A 17,021-nucleotide genomic window follows, 5' to 3' on the forward strand; every position below is an offset into this window, starting at 1 on the left:
TGCTGGCGGATGGGCGATCAGAGGACGTGCTCAAGGCGGATCGGCAGTCGGTGGTGGCGTCGGCCGGTGGCGTGGTGGACGGCGTTGGCCACGGCGGCCGCGGCCCCGACCATCGAGACCTCGCCCAGGCCCTTCACGCCGACGGGGTTGAACTGGTAGTCGGGCTTGTCGATGAAGTCGACGTCGATGCGGCGGACGTCGGCGTTGACCATGACGGGGTACTCCTCCAGGGTCGTGTTGAGGAAGCCGTGTCGGTCGTCCATCAGGGTTTCCTCGCGCAGCGCGGCGCCGATGCCCCAGATGACGCCGCCGCGGACCTGGCTGGCGGCGGTGACGGGGCTGGCGACCCGGCCGCAGTCGGCGACGCTGACGACTCGCGGCACCCGGATGCGGCACGTGGTGGGCTCGACCCGGACCTCGACGAAGTGGGCGATCCAGCTGAAGGTGACGAAGCCGGGGAACACCGGGCCGGCGATGGCCAGGTGACCGGACCTGGCTTGGCCCAAGACGTCCGGGGACTGGCCAGGGCCAAGGGAATCGACGGTGACCTGAACGGGCTGGCCGGCGATCGAGACCGCGGCGGCGACGTCGACGTCGCCGGAGTCTGCCACGTTCAGCAGCTTGCGAAGCTCGCGCAGTCCGGAGTGGACGGCCGGCAGCGCGGTGGCGGTGCCCCACGAGCCGGCGGTGAGGTGCTGGGTGCCGACTGTGGTGTCCCCGACCTGGACAACCACATCAGCGACGGGAATGCCGAGATCCTGCGCCACATGCAGGGCGATGGAGGAGCGGATCCCCTGCCCCATCTCATGTCCGTCGACGCTGACGGTGACCCGGCCGCCGGCGTCGGCGGTCAGCGTGGCCATGGCGGCGGCGACGTTGCCGGGATAGTTGCCGATGGCCACACCCCAGCCGACCAGCGACCCGTCCTCGGCCCGCATCGACCGAGGCTCGGGATTCCTTGCCGACCAACCGAAAAGCTCGGCCCCGCGCCGCAGGCAGTCGTCCACGTGCCGGCTGGAGAACGGCAGGCCGGTGATCGGATCGGTGTCGGTGTTGTTGGCCAGCCGCAGTTCCACCGGATCCCGTCCGACGGCGATGGCGAGCTCGTCGACGGCCTGCTCGAAGGCGAACATCGACGGGCTCTCGAACGGGGCCCGCATGTAGCCGGGGGTCTGCACGTCGGTCTGCACGAGGCGCTGCCGCCCCCGGAAGGCGGAGAACCCGTACAGCCGGCCGGTGACCTCGGTGTGCATGGCGGGAAACAGGTCGTGCCGGGAGGTCTGCTGGTCGACCTCGTGGATGGCGGCCAGGATCTGGCCGGACTCGTCGGCGCCGAGCCGGATCCGGTGCTTGGTGGCCGGCCGGAAGCTGCCGTTGTGGAAGGTCTGCGGCCGGGCCAGCACCAGCTTCAGCGGCCGGCCCAGCCGGCGGGACAGCACGGCCAACGGTCCGATGTGGAGCAACAGCGAGTTCTTCTGGCCGAAGCCGCCGCCGAGGTAGGGCGAACGCACCTCGATATCGGCCGGGTCGATGCCGAGTTGCTGGGCCAGGCCGAAGCGCACGGCGTTGGCGTTCTGCGTGCCCTCGTGCACGATCAGGGTGTCGCCCTGCCATTCGACGACGCCGCCGTTGAGCTCCATCGGCACGGCGTGCTGCGGCGGGTGCTCGTACACGTTGTCGATCTGGACCGGGCTGGCGGCGATCACCGCGTCCGGGTCGCCGACCTTGATGTCGGCCAGGAACGGCAGCGGGATCGCCTCCTCCTGGACGAGCGTGGTGGCGCCCTCGGAGTCCAGGTGCAGGGCGAACGGCTCCGGCTCGTACTCGGCGGTGATCGCCTCGGCCGCCTCGGTGGCGGCGACCGGGTTTTCGGCCACCACGATCGCGATCGGCTGGCCACGGTAGGCGATGTGGTCGCCGGTCATGGGTTGCAGGCTCTGGAAACCGAAGCCGCCGCCCATCACGAAACCGGGGCTGGCCAGGTCGAACCGGGTCTCCACGAGCAGCACGCCCGGCACGGCCTCGGCGGCGCCGGTGTCCACCCGGGACAGCCGACCACGGCCGATCTTGGCCAGGGCCAGGGCGGCGAAGCCCATCTCGGGCAGCACCCGGTCGGCCCCGTAGAGCGCTCTCCCACTGACCTTGTCGTACGCGTCGACTCTCATCGCACGGCTCGCTCCCCGGCGATCCGCACGGCCTCGGCGACCGTGCGGATGCCCAACTCGACTCGGAATGCATTGGTGTGGCCGGGGCGCGCGGCCGCGAACGCGATCTCGCCGGCCTGCCGGGCGACATCTTCGGAGAGCGCTCTCCCAAGCAGGGACTGCTCCGCTTCGACCGCCCGCCACGGCCGGGTGGCCACGCCGCCCAGCGCGATCCGGCTCTCGGTGACCACGCCGTCGTCGAGCACCAGCCCGACCGCGGCCGAGGCCAGCGCGAACGCGTAGGACTCGCGGTCGCGGATCTTCAGGTACGTGGAGCCCCGGCCGGCGGCGGTCAGCGGCACCCGGATCCGCACGATCAGCTCGTCGTGGGCCAGGACGTGTTCCCGGGACGGGTTCTCCCCCGGCTCGACGTGGAGGTCGGCCAGGGCCAGAGAGCGCTCTCCGAGCGGCCCGAGCACGTCCACGACAGCGTCGAAGGCCAGCAACGCGATGGCGAAGTCGCCGGCATAGGTCGCGCTGCACGAGGAGCTGGCCCCCAGCAGGGCGTTATGCCGGTCGTGCCCCTGCGTCGCGTCGCACCCGCTGCCCGGCTTGCGCTTGTTGCAGGCGAAGTCCGTGCCCCGGAAGTAGCTGCACCGGGTGCGCTGCAACAGATTCCCGCCCAGCGTGGCCATGTTCCGCAGCTGCTGCGAGGCCGCCCGCCAGATCGACTCGGCCAGCGCCGGATATCGGGCGCTCACCACGGGATGGTCGGACACGTCGGCCATCCGCACGCCGGCCCCGAAGATCAGCTCGGAATCCGTGACCGAGATGCCGGTCAGCTCCGGCAACCGGTGCACGTCGATCACCGCCGGCGGGGCCTCCACACCGAGCTTCATCAAGTCGTACAAGGTGGTGCCGCCGGCCAGGATCTTGGTTCCGGGCCGGGCGTCGCGCAACGCGTCGATGGCCGCCGGGACGCTATCCGGTGCGGCGTAGGCGAAAGGCTTCACGGCTGCCCCGCCGCCTGCCGCACAGCGGCCACGATTCCCACGTAAGCGCCGCAGCGGCAGACGTTTCCGCTGAGGTACTCACGGATCTGGTCGTCGTCGGCGGCATGCCCCTCGGCGATGCAGGCCAGCCCGGACATGATCTGGCCCGGCGTGCAGTAGCCGCATTGCAGGGCGTCGTTGTCGACAAAGGCCTGCTGCAACGGATGCAGCTCGCCGTCCGGACCGGCGACACCCTCGATGGTCCGCACTTGCTGGCCGTCGACCTGCACGGCCGGGGTCAGGCAGGACACCACGCGGCGGCCGGCCAGGTGCACCGTGCACGCGCCGCAGTGGCCCTGGTCGCAGCCCTTCTTCGTGCCGGTCAAAGCCAGCCGTTCGCGCAGCACGTCCAGCAGCGATTCCCGCGGATCCAGCCCGAGGCTGACCGCTTCACCGTTGACCGTGCAGGTCACCTTGACCAAGTCGTTCGTGGACACCCCGCACACCGTAGGGTGCCGACCGGGCCGGCGCATTCCACGGATTGCGTTGTCAACACTCGATTATTGCGGTGCGGCGGCCCGGAACTCGGACGGTGACAGGCCGGTCTCGCTGCGAAAGGCCGCGGTGAGCCTTGACGGCGAGGCGAACCCGCACAGGTGGGCGATCTCCGTGACCGACAGGCCGGGCCGGGCCAGGTGGCGGCGGGCCTGCTCGACCCGGACCTTGGTCAGGAACCGGTACGGCGTCTGGCCGGTGTGCGCCTTGAAAACGCGGAGGAAGTGGAACGGGCTCAGCTCGGCGACGGCCGCCATCTCGGCCAGGGTCAACGGAAGTTGGTGGTTGTCGCGGATGAACCGCGCCGCCCGCCGCACCCGGCGGTCCTCCCGGCCCGGCTCGCGTGGCGGCGGCGCGGCGGCGTGCGCGGTGAGCAGGTGGGCGGCCAGGAAGGTGGCCGCCGATTCGGCGTAGAACTCGTCCACCCCGGCCCGCGCCGCCGCGCACAGCGCGCCGATCACCGACGACAGCACAGGATCCTCCACGGCCAGCACGTCCGGCCGGCCGAGCCGGGTCGCGTCCCGACCCCACAGTTCCACGCAGACACGGTCGATCAGCGCCCCTGGAAGCTCCACATGCGTGGTGAAAGTCCGTTCCGGGCCGCGCCAGCGGATGTCGGTGGCCTGCCCCGGCGCGGTCAGGCCGAGGAGGCCGGGGCCGTATTCCGCGCCATGCCAGGAAGTTCCGTGCCGCGACTCGATGGTCGTCGCCCCGGAGTCGACCAGCACGATGGACTGGTCGTCGCTGGGCGGCAGACGCAACTCCGCCTGCTCGGCGTTGTCGAACTGCCTCAGCCGCAACGATGTCCAGCCGACCTCCGGCCAGTCATCCCGTCTTCGCCGCGCCTCGTTCATGTGCCGGAGTATGCGCCGCCGCCGTCGTGGAACATGGCGAACTCGGCGACCGGTACTCGGGACGTACGGCAACGAGTGGACGAATGGTCGGGGTCGCCGTAGCCCAGTGACAGCCCGCACACGACCAGTTCGTCGTCGGGGATGCCCAGGTTTCGCCGCAGCACCGGGGCGTAGTCGCTCAGCGCCGCCTGGGCGCAGGTGTCCAGACCCGCCGCCCGCGCGGCGAGCATCAACGCCTGAAGGAACAAGCCGACGTCGACCAGCGCGCCCTGCCGCCGGCCGCGGCCGACCGTGAGGATCATGCCGACCGGGGCGCCGAAGAACTCGTAGTTGCGGCGGTGATGGGCCAGCCGTCGCTCCACGTCGTCGCGGCCGATGCCCAGCGCTTCCCCGTACAGGCGTTGGCCCATCTCCCGCCGGCGGCCGAGGAACGGCTCCGGCCACCGCTCGGCCGGCGGCTGGTGGTCGTAGTCGGCGCCGCGATGGCCGGCCGCGTGGGCCTTGAGCAGATCCTCGCTCAGGCGGCGCAACGCCGGGCCGGTGACCACATGCACTTGCCACGGCTGGGAATTCGAGTTGCTGGCCGACTTCGACGCCAGCGCCAGCACCCGCTCCAGCACGTCGCGGGGCACCGGCGTGGGCCGGTAGGCGCGGCAACTTCGCCTGCTCGCCAACGCTTGCGCGAAGTCCACTGTGGACCTACGCGGCCGGCGGCGTGATGTCGTAGGAGATTCGCCCGGCCGGCAGGTAGAACAGCGCGATCAGGGCGCCGCCGCGGACCTCCGGGTAGTGGTGGCTGCCCGGGCCGGGCGCGGTCCAGCCGGGGCCCTGCCAGCCGCGCGGGCCCATCAGCTCGGCGCCGGGGGTCAGCGGCGCCACCAGGTTCAGTTCGCCGTAGGGGTGTTGGTGGTACTGGCCGCGCAACGGCTCCACGCTGTCCATGTAGACGGCCGTGATGCTGAAGTAGTTGAGGACGTCGGCCGGATCGGCGATGCGGCTGCGCCGGTAGTGCGGGCCGTCCACCTCGATGTTGGCCGCCCAGCCCGCGCGCACGCCGTCGCCGATCATGCGAGCCAGGTCGTCGTACAGGGCGGTGCCGGGGCCGTAGGTCTGGTTCAGCCAGGTCTCCAGCTTGCCGCCCGCGGTCCGGTTCTTCACCTCGTCGAGGAACGGGATGCTGCGGTCGAGCAACTCCTGGGCGGTGGTCACGTGCTGCCTCCTCGCTGCCGGTGGGATCCACCGTAGGGCCGAGGTTAGGTTACAGTCAATAGGTGTAACGAAACTAAGGCGGGCGAAGGCGCGCCCGCGCGGGCCGGCGGGGTGGAGCGGCGGCGTCAGCCGCGAATGGGGCGGCGGACCGCGTTCAGGCTCTGGAAGACGTACAGCGCCCCCGACCACACGTGCATGAGCAGGCCCCAGAAGGCGAAGCCGTAGCCGATGGGGCCGGCGATCATCGCCGTGCCCGGGCCGATCTGGGCCAGCAGCAGGATGGGCAGCGCGTAGAGCAGGCAGAAGGTGGCGGCCTTGCCGAGGTAGATGACCTCGGGCGTGTCGTAGCCGGCGCGGCGCAGCAGGGGCAGGCACAGGGACACGGCGGCGTCACGCAGCAAGATGAGGGCGAAGAACCACCAGGGCAGGATGCCGCGCACCACGAAGGCGAAGGCGGTGGCCAGGATGTAGAGCCGGTCGGCGGCCGGGTCGAGCAGGGTGCCGAGGCGGCTCGTCTGGTTGAGCCAGCGGGCGAGCTTGCCGTCGAGCCAGTCGGAGATGGCGGCCAGGGCCAGCACGACGATGGCCCACACGTCCTCGTGCGGGCCGAGCAGCAGCCACAGGAACAGCGGCACGCCGGCCAGGCGCAGAACGCTCAGCAGGTTGGGGATGGTGAACACCCGGTCGGACCGGACGTGCGCGTCGCCGTGAACCACGGCACAAGCCTAGGCGACGGCCGGGATCCCGCCCGACGGGATGGCACGGGCGGGCCTGCCGGAGACGTGCGTTCGGTCTGTCGCTGAGCGGGGGTCAGCGGGAGCGGGACCAGCCGCGGAGCTGGAGTTCGTCACCGGTGTAGAAGCGCGGGCGGCCGCGGTCGTCGACGCCGACCCAGCGGGCCCGGCCGTGCGATCCCTCCAGGACGTACGCGTGCCCACCGCTCCACACGACGCTGCACGGCGCGGTCGGCAGCGGACGGGAGTTGCGGTTCGCCTCGAACTGGCTGGTTGCCTCGGCAGTGACACTCATGACTAGCTGAATCCTCCGTGCGGGGTACGGTCCGGGAAGTCGTCCCGGTCGCTGTGCGCTACCCGATGGCGACGATTCTGGACCCGTTTCCCCCGCTCGAAACCGGATTGCCGGCCGCCCGCGCCCGCCGGGTCGGATACGTCGCCCAGCTGCGATCGGCATCACGTGATCGACTTGCGGCGGGGGTCACCACGGGTGCCGTTCGGCGCAGCTGTGCGACCGACCATCGGGTACCGCCGATCGGCCGCACTGGTCACCGGGGGCGTTCACACCGGGGTTGACCTGGGCAGTTGCGCCAGGCGGTCGCGCATGCGCCGCTGCCACGGCCCGAGCCCGGCCCGGGTGAACAGGTCGAGGGCGGCGGTCAGCCGCCGCCGGCCGAGCCGCTCGTCGCCGTCCCGCAGGGCCAGTTCGGCCAGGCTCCAGCGGCTGGTGGCCTCCCCGAACAGGTCCCCGATCTCGGCGAACGCCCGCTGGCAGCCGGTGAGCACCCGTTCGGCGCGGGCGGTCTCGCCGCGGGTGACCAGCACGTGCCCGAACAGCCGGACGCAGCGCAGCTCGCCGAGCCGGTCCCCGAAGCCCCGATACAGCACGGTCGCCTCCAGCAGGCAGCGTTCGGCGGCGTCCGGGTCGCCCCACTTGCTGTGCGAGGCGCCGAGGAACAGCAGCACCTGGGCCTGACCGTACGAGTCGCCGAGGCCGCGGAAGGCCGACAGCGCCGCCGCCAAGGCCGCCTTCGCGGCGTCGGCGTCGCCCCGGTCGCGGGCCACCAGCCCCAGGCAGAAGCCGACGTTGGCGGTGCCCCGCTCGTCGCCAGCCCTCGTGTAGCCGAGGGCGGCTTCGTCGAAGCAGCGCCGGGCCAGGTCCAGCCGCCCGTTGTGATGGTGCACGTCCCCGAGCGCCATCAACGCGTGCGCATGCGACAACCCGTCGTCCTCCCACAACTGAACGGCTTGGTTCAGCAGCCGCTCGGCCAGCACGTGCCGGTCCTGGGCGAAGCACAGCCGCCCCAGCCCGTACCGCATCCGCGCCTCGCCCCAGCGGTCGCCGGCGGTCACGGCGGCGACCAGGGCCCGCTCCTGGCACCGCCGCCAGTCGTCCCAGTACCCACGCAGCTCCAGGAATCCCTCGCAGGCGGCGGCCAACCGCCAGGCGTGGTCGGCGTATCCCTCGGCCGCCGCCTGCTCGATGGCCACGGCCAGTTCCTGGCGTTCCAACTCGAACCAGGCCATCGAGTCGTCGGTGGCCGGCGCGCCGTGCCCTGGCAGGTGCGGCAGCCAGCCGGCGTTGGGCAGCGACGCCTCCGCTTCCTCGGCGGCGGCCAGCCACGCGGCCAGGGCCCGCGACACGGCCGGATCCCGCTCGTCGTCGGCCTGTTCCCGGGCGTAGACGCGGACCAGGCCGTGCATCCGGTACCGGTCGGCGACCCCGGTCAGCTCCAGCAGTTGGGCGTCGACAAGGTCCTCGACCAGCCGTTCCGTCCGAAACAGCGGCCGATCCAGCACGGCGGCGGCCAACCCGGTGGAGTATTCGATGGTGTCCAAGGAACCCAACAGCCGCAGGGCCCGACGCCGTTCGTCGTCCAACGCCCGGTAGCCGGCGGCGAGGCTGGCCCGCACCTGCATGTCGCCGGCCTCCAGGCCGTCCAGCCGCCGTTGCTCGTCGGCCAGCTGCGCCACCAGCCAGCTCAGCGGCCGGGAAGTCCGCGCCGCCAACCGGGCCGCGGCGACCCGCAGGGCCAGCGGCAGGCCGCCGCAGTGCCGGACCAGGTCGCGAGCCGCATCGGCCTCAGCCGCCACCCGCGGCGAGCCGAGCACGGTTTCCAGCAGCCGCAACGACTCCTCGTCGTCGAGCACGGTCAGGTCGACGGTGCGGGCCCCGGCCAGCCCGGTCAGCCGGTTGCGGCTGGTGACCAGCACGGCCGAGCACTCGTCGCCGGGAATCAGCGGCCGGACCTGCGCCTCGTCGGCGGCATCGTCCAGCACCAGCAGCACCCGACGGCCGGCCAACCGGTCCCGCAGCAGCGTCGAACGGCCCTCCACACTGTCCGGAAGGTGGGTGCCGAGCACACCGAGCAGCCTCAGCAGCCGGCCCAGCACCTCGGCCGGGTGCACCGGCCCGGTGGCGTCGCTCAACGTGGCGTGCAGGCGGCCGTCCGGAAAGGACTCCCGCAGCCGGTGACCTATGTGGACGGCCAGGGCGGACTTGCCGACGCCGGACATGCCGGCGATCACCTGCACCACCGGCATTCCGCTGCGCGGGGACGGCGCGGCCAGCCGGCGGGTCAGCTCGTCGGCGAGCGCCGCCCGGCCGACCAACGGCACGTCCGGCGGCAGCGCCTGCGGCCGGGCGAAGGCCCGCTCGGGGGCCTCGGGCCGCCAGTCCAGGGCCGGATCCCCGGTCAGGACGCCGCGTTCCAGCTGGCGCAGCCGCTCCCCCGGCTCGATGCCCAGCTCGCCGACGATCACCGCGCGGGCGTCGCGATAGGTCTCCAGGGCGTCGGCGGTGCGGCCGGCGCGGTGCAGGGCCAGCATGAGCTGGGCTCGGAACGGCTCGTGCAGCGGCGAATCCGCGACCAGGCCGGCGAGTTCGCCCAGCAGGTCGGCGTGCCGGCCCAGCCGCAGGTCGGCGTCGATGCGCCGCTCCAGGGCGTTGATCCGCAGCTCGGCCAGCCAGGCCCCGGCGACCGCGTGCAGGGACGGCGACGGCACATCGCACAGCGCCGGCCCGCGCCACAGCTCCAGCGCCTCCCGCAGCCGGTCGGCGGCGATCGCCGCCGGGGCCGGCTCGGCCGTCGCCACCAGGGCCCTGAACCGGTCCAGGTCGAGCTGCTCCGGGCCGACCTCGATCAGGTAGCCGGGCGGCCGGGTGCGCACCGGGTCCACTCCGGAGGCGGCCAGCGTGCGGCGCAGCCGCAGCACGTAGCCCTGCAACGTCGCCTTGGCGCTGGCCGGCGGCCGCTCGCCCCACAGCCGTTCGGCCAGCTCGTCCACCGACACCGGCCGGTTGGCGCTGAGCAGCAGCGCGGCCAGCACGATGCGGTGCTTGGCGGCCGGCAGGGCTGTCGGCTTGGTGTCGATCGTCAGCTCGAGCGGGCCGAGGATCCCGTAGCGCACCCCCACAGTTGAGATGATGCCCTTGTCGACAAGCCCGAGTAGGGAGAAAACCGAATTGTCTCCAGTCACGATCGTCACCGGCGGCAGCCGCGGCATCGGCGCGGCGGCGGTGCGCCGGCTGGCCGCCGACGGGCACGCGGTGTGCCTGTCGTTCCGCGAGGACTCCGACGCCGCCGAGAAGGTCGTCCGCGAGGTGGTGGACGCCGGCGGCCGGTGCGTCGCGGTGCGGGCCGACGTCTCCCGTGAGGACGACATCGAGGTGCTGTTCCGCACCGCCCGCGAGGAACTCGGCCAGATCACCGGCCTGGTGGCCAACGCCGGCGTGACCAGTCCGATGATGCCGCTGGCCGACCAGCCGGTGAGCCAGCTGCGCTACGTCATCGAGGTCAACGTGCTCGGCGCGCTGCTGTCGGCCCGGCGCGCCGTGCAGTCGATGTCCACCGCCCGCGGCGGCAGCGGCGGCTCCATCGTGTTCATCTCCTCGTCCGCGACGACGCACGGCGGGCCCGGCGAGTACGTGCACTACGCGGCGTCCAAGGGCGCGGTGGACGTGCTGACCGTGGGGCTGGCCAAGGAGGTCGCCAAGGAGGGCATCCGGGTCAACACGGTGGCGCCGGGCATGGTCGACACCGAGATCCACACCGTCTCCGGCGATCCCGAGCGGGCCTGGAAGGCGGCCGGGCGGATCCCGCTGGGCCGGCCCGGCGATCCGGCCGAGATCGCCAACGCCGTCTCCTGGCTGCTGTCGCCCGAGTCCTCCTACGCCACCGGCGCGATTCTGCGGGTCGCCGGCGGCCTGTGAGCCGGCGGATACAGTTGAGCCGCCGGCCGGCGATCCCGTCCGGCGACGTGGAGCGATCAAGGAGGAACGATCCCTGTGGCTGAGATCCGCCGGGTGGGCGTCGTGGGCGCCGGACTGATGGGCTCGGGCATCGCGGAGGTGTGCGCGCGGGCCGGACTGGACGTGGTGGTCAGCGAGGCGAACCCGAGCGCGATGGAGGCGGGCCGCGAGCGGATCGCCAAGTCGCTGGGCCGGGGCGTGCGCAGCGGCAAGCTGACCGAGGCCGACCGGGACGCGGCGCTGGGCCTGCTGCGGTTCACCACCGACCTCGGCGACTTCGCCGACCGTGAGCTGGTGGTCGAGGCCATCGCCGAGAACGAGCAGCTCAAGACCGAGGTGTTCAGCACGCTGGACAAGGTGGTCACCGACCCCGACGCCCTCTTCGCGTCGAACACCTCGTCCATCCCGATCATGAAGCTGGGCATGGCCACCCAGCGGCCGGCCAACGTCATCGGCATCCACTTCTTCAACCCGGTGCCGGTGCTGAAGCTGGTCGAGCTGGTGCCGTCGCTGCTGACCAGTCCGGAGACCGCGCTGCGGGCGCGGGGCTTCGCGGCCGGGCAGCTGCGCAAGGAGGTCATCACCGCCCAGGACCGGGCCGGCTTCGTGGTGAACTCGCTGCTGGTGCCGTACCTGCTCTCGGCGATCCGGATGATGGAGTCGGGCTACGCCAGCGCCGCCGACATCGACCAGGGCATGGTGCTGGGCTGCGCGCATCCGATGGGGCCGCTGCAGCTGACCGACCTGATCGGCCTGGACACCACCAAGGCCATCGCCGAGTCGATGTACGAGGAGTTCAAGGAGCCGCTGTACTCCCCGCCGCCGCTGCTGCTGCGCATGGTCGACGCCGGCCTGCTGGGCAAGAAGTCCGGCCGCGGCTTCTACGACTACTCGGCCTGACCCCCGCTCTGCTGGCCCGATCCTGGCTCCGGACGCGGTGAACGGCCCTTTCCGGGCGCTTTTTGTGTCATGAAGGGGCCCTTCCTGGCGTTGAGCGAGAGGATCGGTCCCTTGATCTTGGGGTGAGTGCTTGGAAGGGGGCTTTCCTCCACTCGGAGTGGAGGAAAGCCCCCTTCCAAGCGTCGGGGGCAGGGTGAGGGCGAGCGCGCACAGGGCCGGCGCCAGCGGCCCGATGCGGAACGAGAGCCCGGCGAAGATCACCGGCACGCCGGCGCGGTGATGGCGTCGCGCCGGCGTGCCCTCGGTCACTTGCGGCGGAGGTGGATGCCCTCCAGGAGCTCGGGGATCAGCTGGGCGCCGCGGGCGCTGTCGACGGCGGTGGAGGTGACCGGGGCCATCAGCCAGGGCTGGCGGTAGCCCAGCACCGGGGAGTACACCGGCACGAATCCCTGGTCGTAGAGCCAGATCGCGAAGTCGGTGGACAGGGTGCCCTTCTCGTCGACCGCGGCGGTGCCGTGCCAGGGCAGCAGGGCGGAGCCGCCGAGGGCGGCGAAGCCGACGCGGCCGGGCGAGGGCATGCTGACGGTGAGCCGGACGCGGTGCTCGAACAGGTTGTCATAGCCCAGTTCCCGGTCGGTGAGCACGGCCGACAGGTAGCGCACGGTGTCGCTCCAGGCCTGCCGCAGCACCTGCTTGCGGGCCCGCACGATCTCGGCCGGCGTGGCCGGATCGGCCAGCTGGTACGGGTCGGTGTAGACGGCGCGGGCCCAGGACATGCGGTCCCGGCCGGGCGGCACGTCCAGGGCGACCGAGTGCAGGATGGACCGGAACATGTCCCGGAACGTCTGCCCGGCGCCGTATTCGGCCATCGGGTCCACATCGGACACCCGCGACAGCACGGCCGTGGGGTCGGCGGTGATGTCGAGCTCGTGGAAGGCCTTGCGGAAGATGTTCTGGTAGTACTCGATGAGCACGATGCGCTCACTGTCCAAAGTGGATCCGATGCGGGCCCTGGCCACGTCGTCGATGTCGGCGAACTCCAGGAAGTCCTGGCCGCCGACCAGCCGCAGGTACTGGTTGAGCTTGCGCAGGTAGGACTCGACGATCACGGTGGGCCGCGGCCGGAAGTGGTGCCCGTCGGTGAGCACGGTGATCTTCAGCCCCGGGCTGTAGACGCACTTCACGGCCTGCTGGAGCTCCCGCAGCCGCACCAGCACGCCCAGCTCGGCCAGGTCGGGCAGCACACCGGTGGCCTTGAGGCCGCTCTGGCTCTGCTTGACCGGGAAACCGGGCACCACCACCTGGATCGGCTTCCGCTCGCGCAGGAACGGCAGCAGGTCGGTGGCGGCCATCTCGGGCGTGTAGGTGGCCCGCGACCCGCGGTGGAACTGCTTGCGCATGAACACGTGGTGCAGCAGCAAGACGGTCTCGTCGAGCGGATCGGTCACGGTGGACAGCGCAGCCCGCAGGTGCCCGGGCGCGGCGGCCGCGGTGCGCTGGGCCGAGGTGTCGGCCTCGGCGACGAGCCGGTCGATCAGCGCCAGCGTCTGCGCGACGGACAGGTTGACGGCGTGGCCGCGGGCCGGCAGGCCGACCGACAGCTCGCCGACGTGCAGCTCGGCGATGGAATGGGTGTGGGACAGGGCGGGCGTGGCCGAGCCGGCCTGCCGGGGTAGTCGCTCGAAGGTGGCGATCAGCGGCGCGCCGTCCGGCGGCGGGCAGCCGGGCGCCCGATCGCTGGCGAAGCCGGGGGCCTCCACGGCGACCACCATCGCCTCGGGGAACGCGTCCCGCAAGACCTGGCGGTTCTCGGTCAGGTCGTCGAACACCGCGATCACGTCCAGCCCGGCCAGCCGGCGCAGGTTCTCCACCTTCAGCTCGGCGATCGGCCGCACCCGGTCGTCGGGCAGCGTGAGCAGCCGGACGTGGGTCAGCCCGCCGCGGGCCAGCACGGCGGTGGTGTGCTCGCGGACCCGGTCGCGCCGGCCGGTGTTGAACACGACCTCGCCGCCGGCGTCCTCCACGTCCCGCACGAACCGGACCAGGCCGGGGGCCAGCGAGTCGGAGCGCAGCCGCTCCCACGGCCGGTAGAACGCCGGGCAGAACTCGGCGTGCACGTCGTCCCACTCCACGTCCGGGTAGCGCCCGGCCACGCCGGACACCTCCAGGAACCGGTCCCAGGCCGGCTTGGAGTAGGAGGGCAGCGCGGCCAGCGTGTCCGGCCGGGCCAGCTCCGGGATGCCCCGCGGGGCGCCTTCGCGCGGCCCGGCCAGGGTGCGGGCGGCGTGCAGGGTCCGGGCCTTGGGGACCAGCCCGCACAGGTCCAGGTCGATGACCACGCCCGGCACCGGCAGCGCCGGGTCCCGACGGCGGGCGGCCGAGCTCTCCTCGACCCGGCGCAGCACCTCCCGCAGCAGCCGGTCCTGCTCCTCGGGCACGGAGTGCACGTGCCGGTCCAGCGGATGGTCGCCGTGCAGCAGGTCGGCGGTGGCCGGCGCGAGGTGGCGCAGCTCGGTCGACAGCACGGACTCCACGGCCGCGCGCACGGCCCGGCCCCGGTAGCGGCGGCCGTCGAAGGTGGACCGCTGGAAGCCGCCGGCCAGCGCGATCAGCGCGCCGTGCAGGTCGCGGGCGGCCCGGTCCACGTCGAGGGCGTCGACCTCGGCGGCCTCCCGCAGCTCGGCCGCGGAGGTGACCACCAGCCGGCCGGTGGCCCGCACGCCCGGCGTGAGCTCGAAGGTGAGGTGCTCGGCGTCCAGGTCGGCCAGGATCAGGCCGTGCCGGTCCAGCAACGCGCGCCAGACCGTGACGACCGGCCGCACGAAGTGCTCGACCAGGAAGTCCAGCGCGTCCACCGGCTCGTGCTGGTTGGCGATGACCTGCTCCAGCAGGCTGCGCTCGTCGGCGGAGCCCCGGGCCAGCAGCTCGGCCAGCGGCACGATGTGGACTCGGTCGGACGCGCGCGGATGCGGCGGCTGCGGACCGTCGCCGAGATCGGCGGACAGGTCGTGCGGGGGACGCAGCGCGAGATGCAGTCGCAACTCCGGATCACACCGCACCAGCTCGGCCAGCCGCCGCCAGCCGGCGGCGACCGCCAGGTGCTCGGCGCAGACGTCGCTGATGGGGCGCGACACCGCCCGCGGGGCGGCTCCGTCCAACATGCTCATACCAGGGCCCTAACGAACACGTGGCTCTCCACATATTCAGCCGCGGTTCTTGGTCCCCGGAATTCGCGGCACTGTCCCCGAGTATATCGAGGACCTGTCAGCGTGGAGCGCCTCTTTCGGGTGTTACGTGATCTACATCACTCGCCTCGTAAGCGAGCTTGACATGCCACCGACTCGGCCGCACCATGTCCGGCCGCGGCTTCGCCGGATACGTTGGCCCGGGTGAGACGCGGTTCCTCCCCCGGCTTTCACCCGGCATTCACCGCCGGTTTCTACAATGCCCGGGTCTGCCCACCCGGCCACGGTCACGATGATACGGCCGAGGCCGCCCCGGCAAGCCGGTGCCGTCGGCCGGGCCGGGAATTACCCGATCGGGTCCTGGTTGGGCCGGGAAACCGCCGTCGGGACGAACCGGGCGTGAACCGACCACCGTAAAGGGCACGGGCGGTCGTTACCCCGTCGGACCGATCGGTAAACATCGTCATCCACCCATGCCGAATTGAGACGCCCGGCAGGGTGAAATGCCGGTGACGTGAATCAGTGCTCGGGGCGCAACCGGGTGCTGAAGCTGAACCGGTCGCCCCGGAACAGCGACCGGACCCGCTCGATCGGCACCCCGTCCGGGTCCAGCGACCTGCGGTGCAGCAGCAGCATCGGCAACGCCGGGTTGGTGCCGATCAGCTTGGCCTCGCGCGGCGTGGCCAGCACCGTCTCCACCCGCTCCTCGGCCTCGGCGAACACCACGCCCAGGCGGTTGGACAGGCAGTTGTAGAGCGAGGTGGCCGGGTCGAACACGTCCAGCAGCGACGGGAAGCGGGCCGCGGCCAGGTAGGTCGACTCCAGCCCCACGTTCTGGCCGGTGGCCTCGACCGTGCGCTCGATGTGCAGCACCAGGTCGCCGGGGGCGATGTGCAGGTCGGCGGCCAGGGTCGGGTCGGCCGGTAGGTGCTCCAGGGTGACCAGCTTGCGGCCGGGCGTCGCGCCCTGCCGGCGCAGGCCCTCCGACAGGCTGGTCAGCGACAGCGGCTGCACGAGCTTGGGCGGCATCACGTAGGTGCCGCTGCCGTGCCGGCGTTGCAGCTTGCCCTCCAGCACCAGCTCGGAGACGGCCTGGCGCAGCGTCATGCGGGCCACGCCGAAGCGCTCGGCCAGCTCCCGCTCCGAGGGCAGCGCCGCGCCCTCGCCGAGCTTGCCGGTCAGCTCCAGCAGCTGGGTCTTGACCGCGTAGTAGCGCGGCACCCGGCCGTCCTCGGGGATGCCGGCGCGGACCGGCTCGCCGGCACGGTGCCGGGCCGGGTCGAACGGGTCGGTGGACAGGTTCTGGATGGTCGGGTTGACCCGGGCGGCGGTGATCGGCTCGCCGTCCACCAGCATCACCAGGCGACGGTCGGCCATCGGCTCGCGCAGGCGGACCCGCAGCGTCGACAGGGCCGCGTCCACCGGAGCGGCTCCGGCCAGCGTGGCCAGCTCCACCTTGACCTCGGCGCCGGCCTCGCTCACCGCGCGGTCGGCGAAGCGCGCCCCCTCCGGGTGCGTCACCTGGATGGCCAGCTCGGTCTCGTTCTGTTCGACCCACCAGATCGGATGCAGCGCAATGCCCGTTCCCACGGCAGCGACGCTACGGCCAGGCCAGGCCACAGCGGTAGCGCCGGACCAATGTTCCCACTGGTTGGCTGCGTGCGATCGGCCACCCGGCACCCAAAGTGTGCACGAATAGCCCAGACAGGTGTGACGAGCTTCTCCACCTGGGCTTATCTGCTTGTGGACGCAAACAGGCCGCGCCGGTTTCTCGCCGGCGCGGCCCTCTGTGCTGAGCTGTTCCCCCGGAGCCGCGCGGACGCGACCCCTCCGGACCGACCCCTCCCAGTGCCGGGCCCGGAATCCCCCTGTGGCCGACGGCGGCCTAGAGGTCGAGGGCGAATGCCGCCGAGTTCACCGGGGCGCAGGGCCAGACCTGACCGCAGTCCTGGCAGTGCTCACCGGTCCGCACGTGCGCGTTGAGCACGTCCGCGGCGATGTGGTGGTACGAGTCGAGCAGGGCCTCGAGCCCGCGCTCGCCCGTGGGAGTGGCATCGGGGTGCTGTACCGAGAGCACCATCCGTGCTCACCGCCTTCCGAGTTCGCCCCTCAACTACTCTGTTGAGGTGTGGCAGCCGCCACAACGATTACCATGCGCGCATGCACCGTCAAGGACATCCGCCATCCGGCGGAGAA

The 17,021-nt window shown here is 72.1% G+C and carries 14 protein-coding genes; 2 read left to right on the forward strand and 12 right to left on the reverse strand.

Annotated features, from left to right (window positions below; genetic code table 11):
- Window positions 1-17: 17 nt before the first annotated feature.
- The 9 genes from ACIG5F_RS15505 to ACIG5F_RS15545 form a co-directional block, all read right to left on the reverse strand.
- Window positions 18-2,165 (reverse strand): xanthine dehydrogenase family protein molybdopterin-binding subunit, encoded by a 2,148-nt coding sequence (locus ACIG5F_RS15505; RefSeq protein WP_396518349.1) that lies wholly within the window; start codon window positions 2,163-2,165, stop codon window positions 18-20.
- Window positions 2,162-3,157 carry an FAD binding domain-containing protein gene (locus ACIG5F_RS15510; RefSeq protein WP_396518350.1) on the reverse strand — a complete coding sequence of 332 codons (996 nt, stop codon included), beginning with the start codon at window positions 3,155-3,157 and terminating at the stop codon, window positions 2,162-2,164. The genes ACIG5F_RS15505 and ACIG5F_RS15510 overlap by 4 nt, the downstream gene beginning before the upstream one ends.
- Window positions 3,154-3,633 (reverse strand): (2Fe-2S)-binding protein, encoded by a 480-nt coding sequence (locus ACIG5F_RS15515; RefSeq protein WP_396518351.1) that lies wholly within the window; start codon window positions 3,631-3,633, stop codon window positions 3,154-3,156. The genes ACIG5F_RS15510 and ACIG5F_RS15515 overlap by 4 nt, the downstream gene beginning before the upstream one ends.
- Window positions 3,634-3,696: 63 nt before the next feature.
- Complete coding sequence (locus ACIG5F_RS15520; protein WP_396518352.1) at window positions 3,697-4,545, reverse strand: helix-turn-helix domain-containing protein; 849 nt, start codon at window positions 4,543-4,545, stop codon at window positions 3,697-3,699.
- Complete coding sequence (locus ACIG5F_RS15525) at window positions 4,542-5,237, reverse strand: nitroreductase (protein ID WP_396518353.1); 696 nt, start codon at window positions 5,235-5,237, stop codon at window positions 4,542-4,544. Before ACIG5F_RS15525 ends, ACIG5F_RS15520 begins: the two co-directional genes overlap by 4 nt.
- 7 nt (window positions 5,238-5,244) lie before the next feature.
- On the reverse strand, window positions 5,245-5,754 hold the full coding sequence (locus tag ACIG5F_RS15530) for a DUF4863 family protein (protein WP_396518354.1): 510 nt from the start codon (window positions 5,752-5,754) through the stop codon (window positions 5,245-5,247).
- A gap of 125 nt (window positions 5,755-5,879) precedes the next feature.
- Window positions 5,880-6,470 (reverse strand): CDP-alcohol phosphatidyltransferase family protein, encoded by a 591-nt coding sequence (locus tag ACIG5F_RS15535; protein WP_396518355.1) that lies wholly within the window; start codon window positions 6,468-6,470, stop codon window positions 5,880-5,882.
- A gap of 94 nt (window positions 6,471-6,564) precedes the next feature.
- Window positions 6,565-6,783, reverse strand: a complete 219-nt coding sequence (locus ACIG5F_RS15540; protein ID WP_396518356.1) for a hypothetical protein — start codon at window positions 6,781-6,783, stop codon at window positions 6,565-6,567.
- A gap of 266 nt (window positions 6,784-7,049) precedes the next feature.
- On the reverse strand, window positions 7,050-9,905 hold the full coding sequence (locus ACIG5F_RS15545; protein ID WP_396518357.1) for a BTAD domain-containing putative transcriptional regulator: 2,856 nt from the start codon (window positions 9,903-9,905) through the stop codon (window positions 7,050-7,052).
- A gap of 49 nt (window positions 9,906-9,954) precedes the next feature.
- Between ACIG5F_RS15545 and ACIG5F_RS15550 the strand changes: the two genes are divergently transcribed.
- Complete coding sequence (locus tag ACIG5F_RS15550) at window positions 9,955-10,701, forward strand: SDR family oxidoreductase (RefSeq protein WP_396518358.1); 747 nt, start codon at window positions 9,955-9,957, stop codon at window positions 10,699-10,701.
- 75 nt (window positions 10,702-10,776) lie between these two features.
- Window positions 10,777-11,640, forward strand: a complete 864-nt coding sequence (locus ACIG5F_RS15555) for a 3-hydroxybutyryl-CoA dehydrogenase (RefSeq protein ID WP_396518359.1) — start codon at window positions 10,777-10,779, stop codon at window positions 11,638-11,640.
- Window positions 11,641-11,945: 305 nt separating this feature from the next.
- On the opposite strand, the gene ACIG5F_RS15560 is transcribed toward ACIG5F_RS15555, so the two are convergent.
- The 3 genes from ACIG5F_RS15560 to ACIG5F_RS15570 all read right to left on the reverse strand — a co-directional run bounded on the left by ACIG5F_RS15560 (window position 11,946) and on the right by ACIG5F_RS15570 (window position 16,905).
- Entirely contained in the window at window positions 11,946-14,807 is a 2,862-nt protein-coding gene (locus tag ACIG5F_RS15560) for an L-tyrosine/L-tryptophan isonitrile synthase family protein (protein ID WP_396518360.1), read from the reverse strand.
- A 537-nt stretch (window positions 14,808-15,344) separates the two neighbouring features.
- Window positions 15,345-16,202, reverse strand: coding sequence for a GntR family transcriptional regulator (locus ACIG5F_RS15565; RefSeq protein WP_396518471.1), 858 nt, complete (start codon window positions 16,200-16,202; stop codon window positions 15,345-15,347).
- A 508-nt stretch (window positions 16,203-16,710) separates the two neighbouring features.
- On the reverse strand, window positions 16,711-16,905 hold the full coding sequence (locus tag ACIG5F_RS15570; RefSeq protein WP_396518361.1) for a hypothetical protein: 195 nt from the start codon (window positions 16,903-16,905) through the stop codon (window positions 16,711-16,713).
- Between the last annotated feature and the right edge of the window lie 116 nt (window positions 16,906-17,021).

The organism is Kutzneria sp. NPDC052558, from assembly GCF_044547355.1.
Taxonomy (GTDB): domain Bacteria; phylum Actinomycetota; class Actinomycetes; order Mycobacteriales; family Pseudonocardiaceae; genus Kutzneria.

Bases quoted from the DNA above. Each gene is read 5' to 3' on its own strand.
- ACIG5F_RS15565 (WP_396518471.1), bottom strand. From the start codon at position 16,202: ATGGCCGACCGTCGCCTGGTGATGCTGGTGGACGGCGAGCCGATCACC.
- ACIG5F_RS15560 (WP_396518360.1), bottom strand. From the start codon at position 14,807: ATGAGCATGTTGGACGGAGCCGCCCCGCGGGCGGTGTCGCGCCCCATC.
- ACIG5F_RS15570 (WP_396518361.1), bottom strand. From the start codon at position 16,905: ATGGTGCTCTCGGTACAGCACCCCGATGCCACTCCCACGGGCGAGCGC.
- ACIG5F_RS15540 (WP_396518356.1), bottom strand. From the start codon at position 6,783: ATGAGTGTCACTGCCGAGGCAACCAGCCAGTTCGAGGCGAACCGCAAC.
- ACIG5F_RS15505 (WP_396518349.1), bottom strand. From the start codon at position 2,165: ATGAGAGTCGACGCGTACGACAAGGTCAGTGGGAGAGCGCTCTACGGG.
- ACIG5F_RS15520 (WP_396518352.1), bottom strand. From the start codon at position 4,545: ATGAACGAGGCGCGGCGAAGACGGGATGACTGGCCGGAGGTCGGCTGG.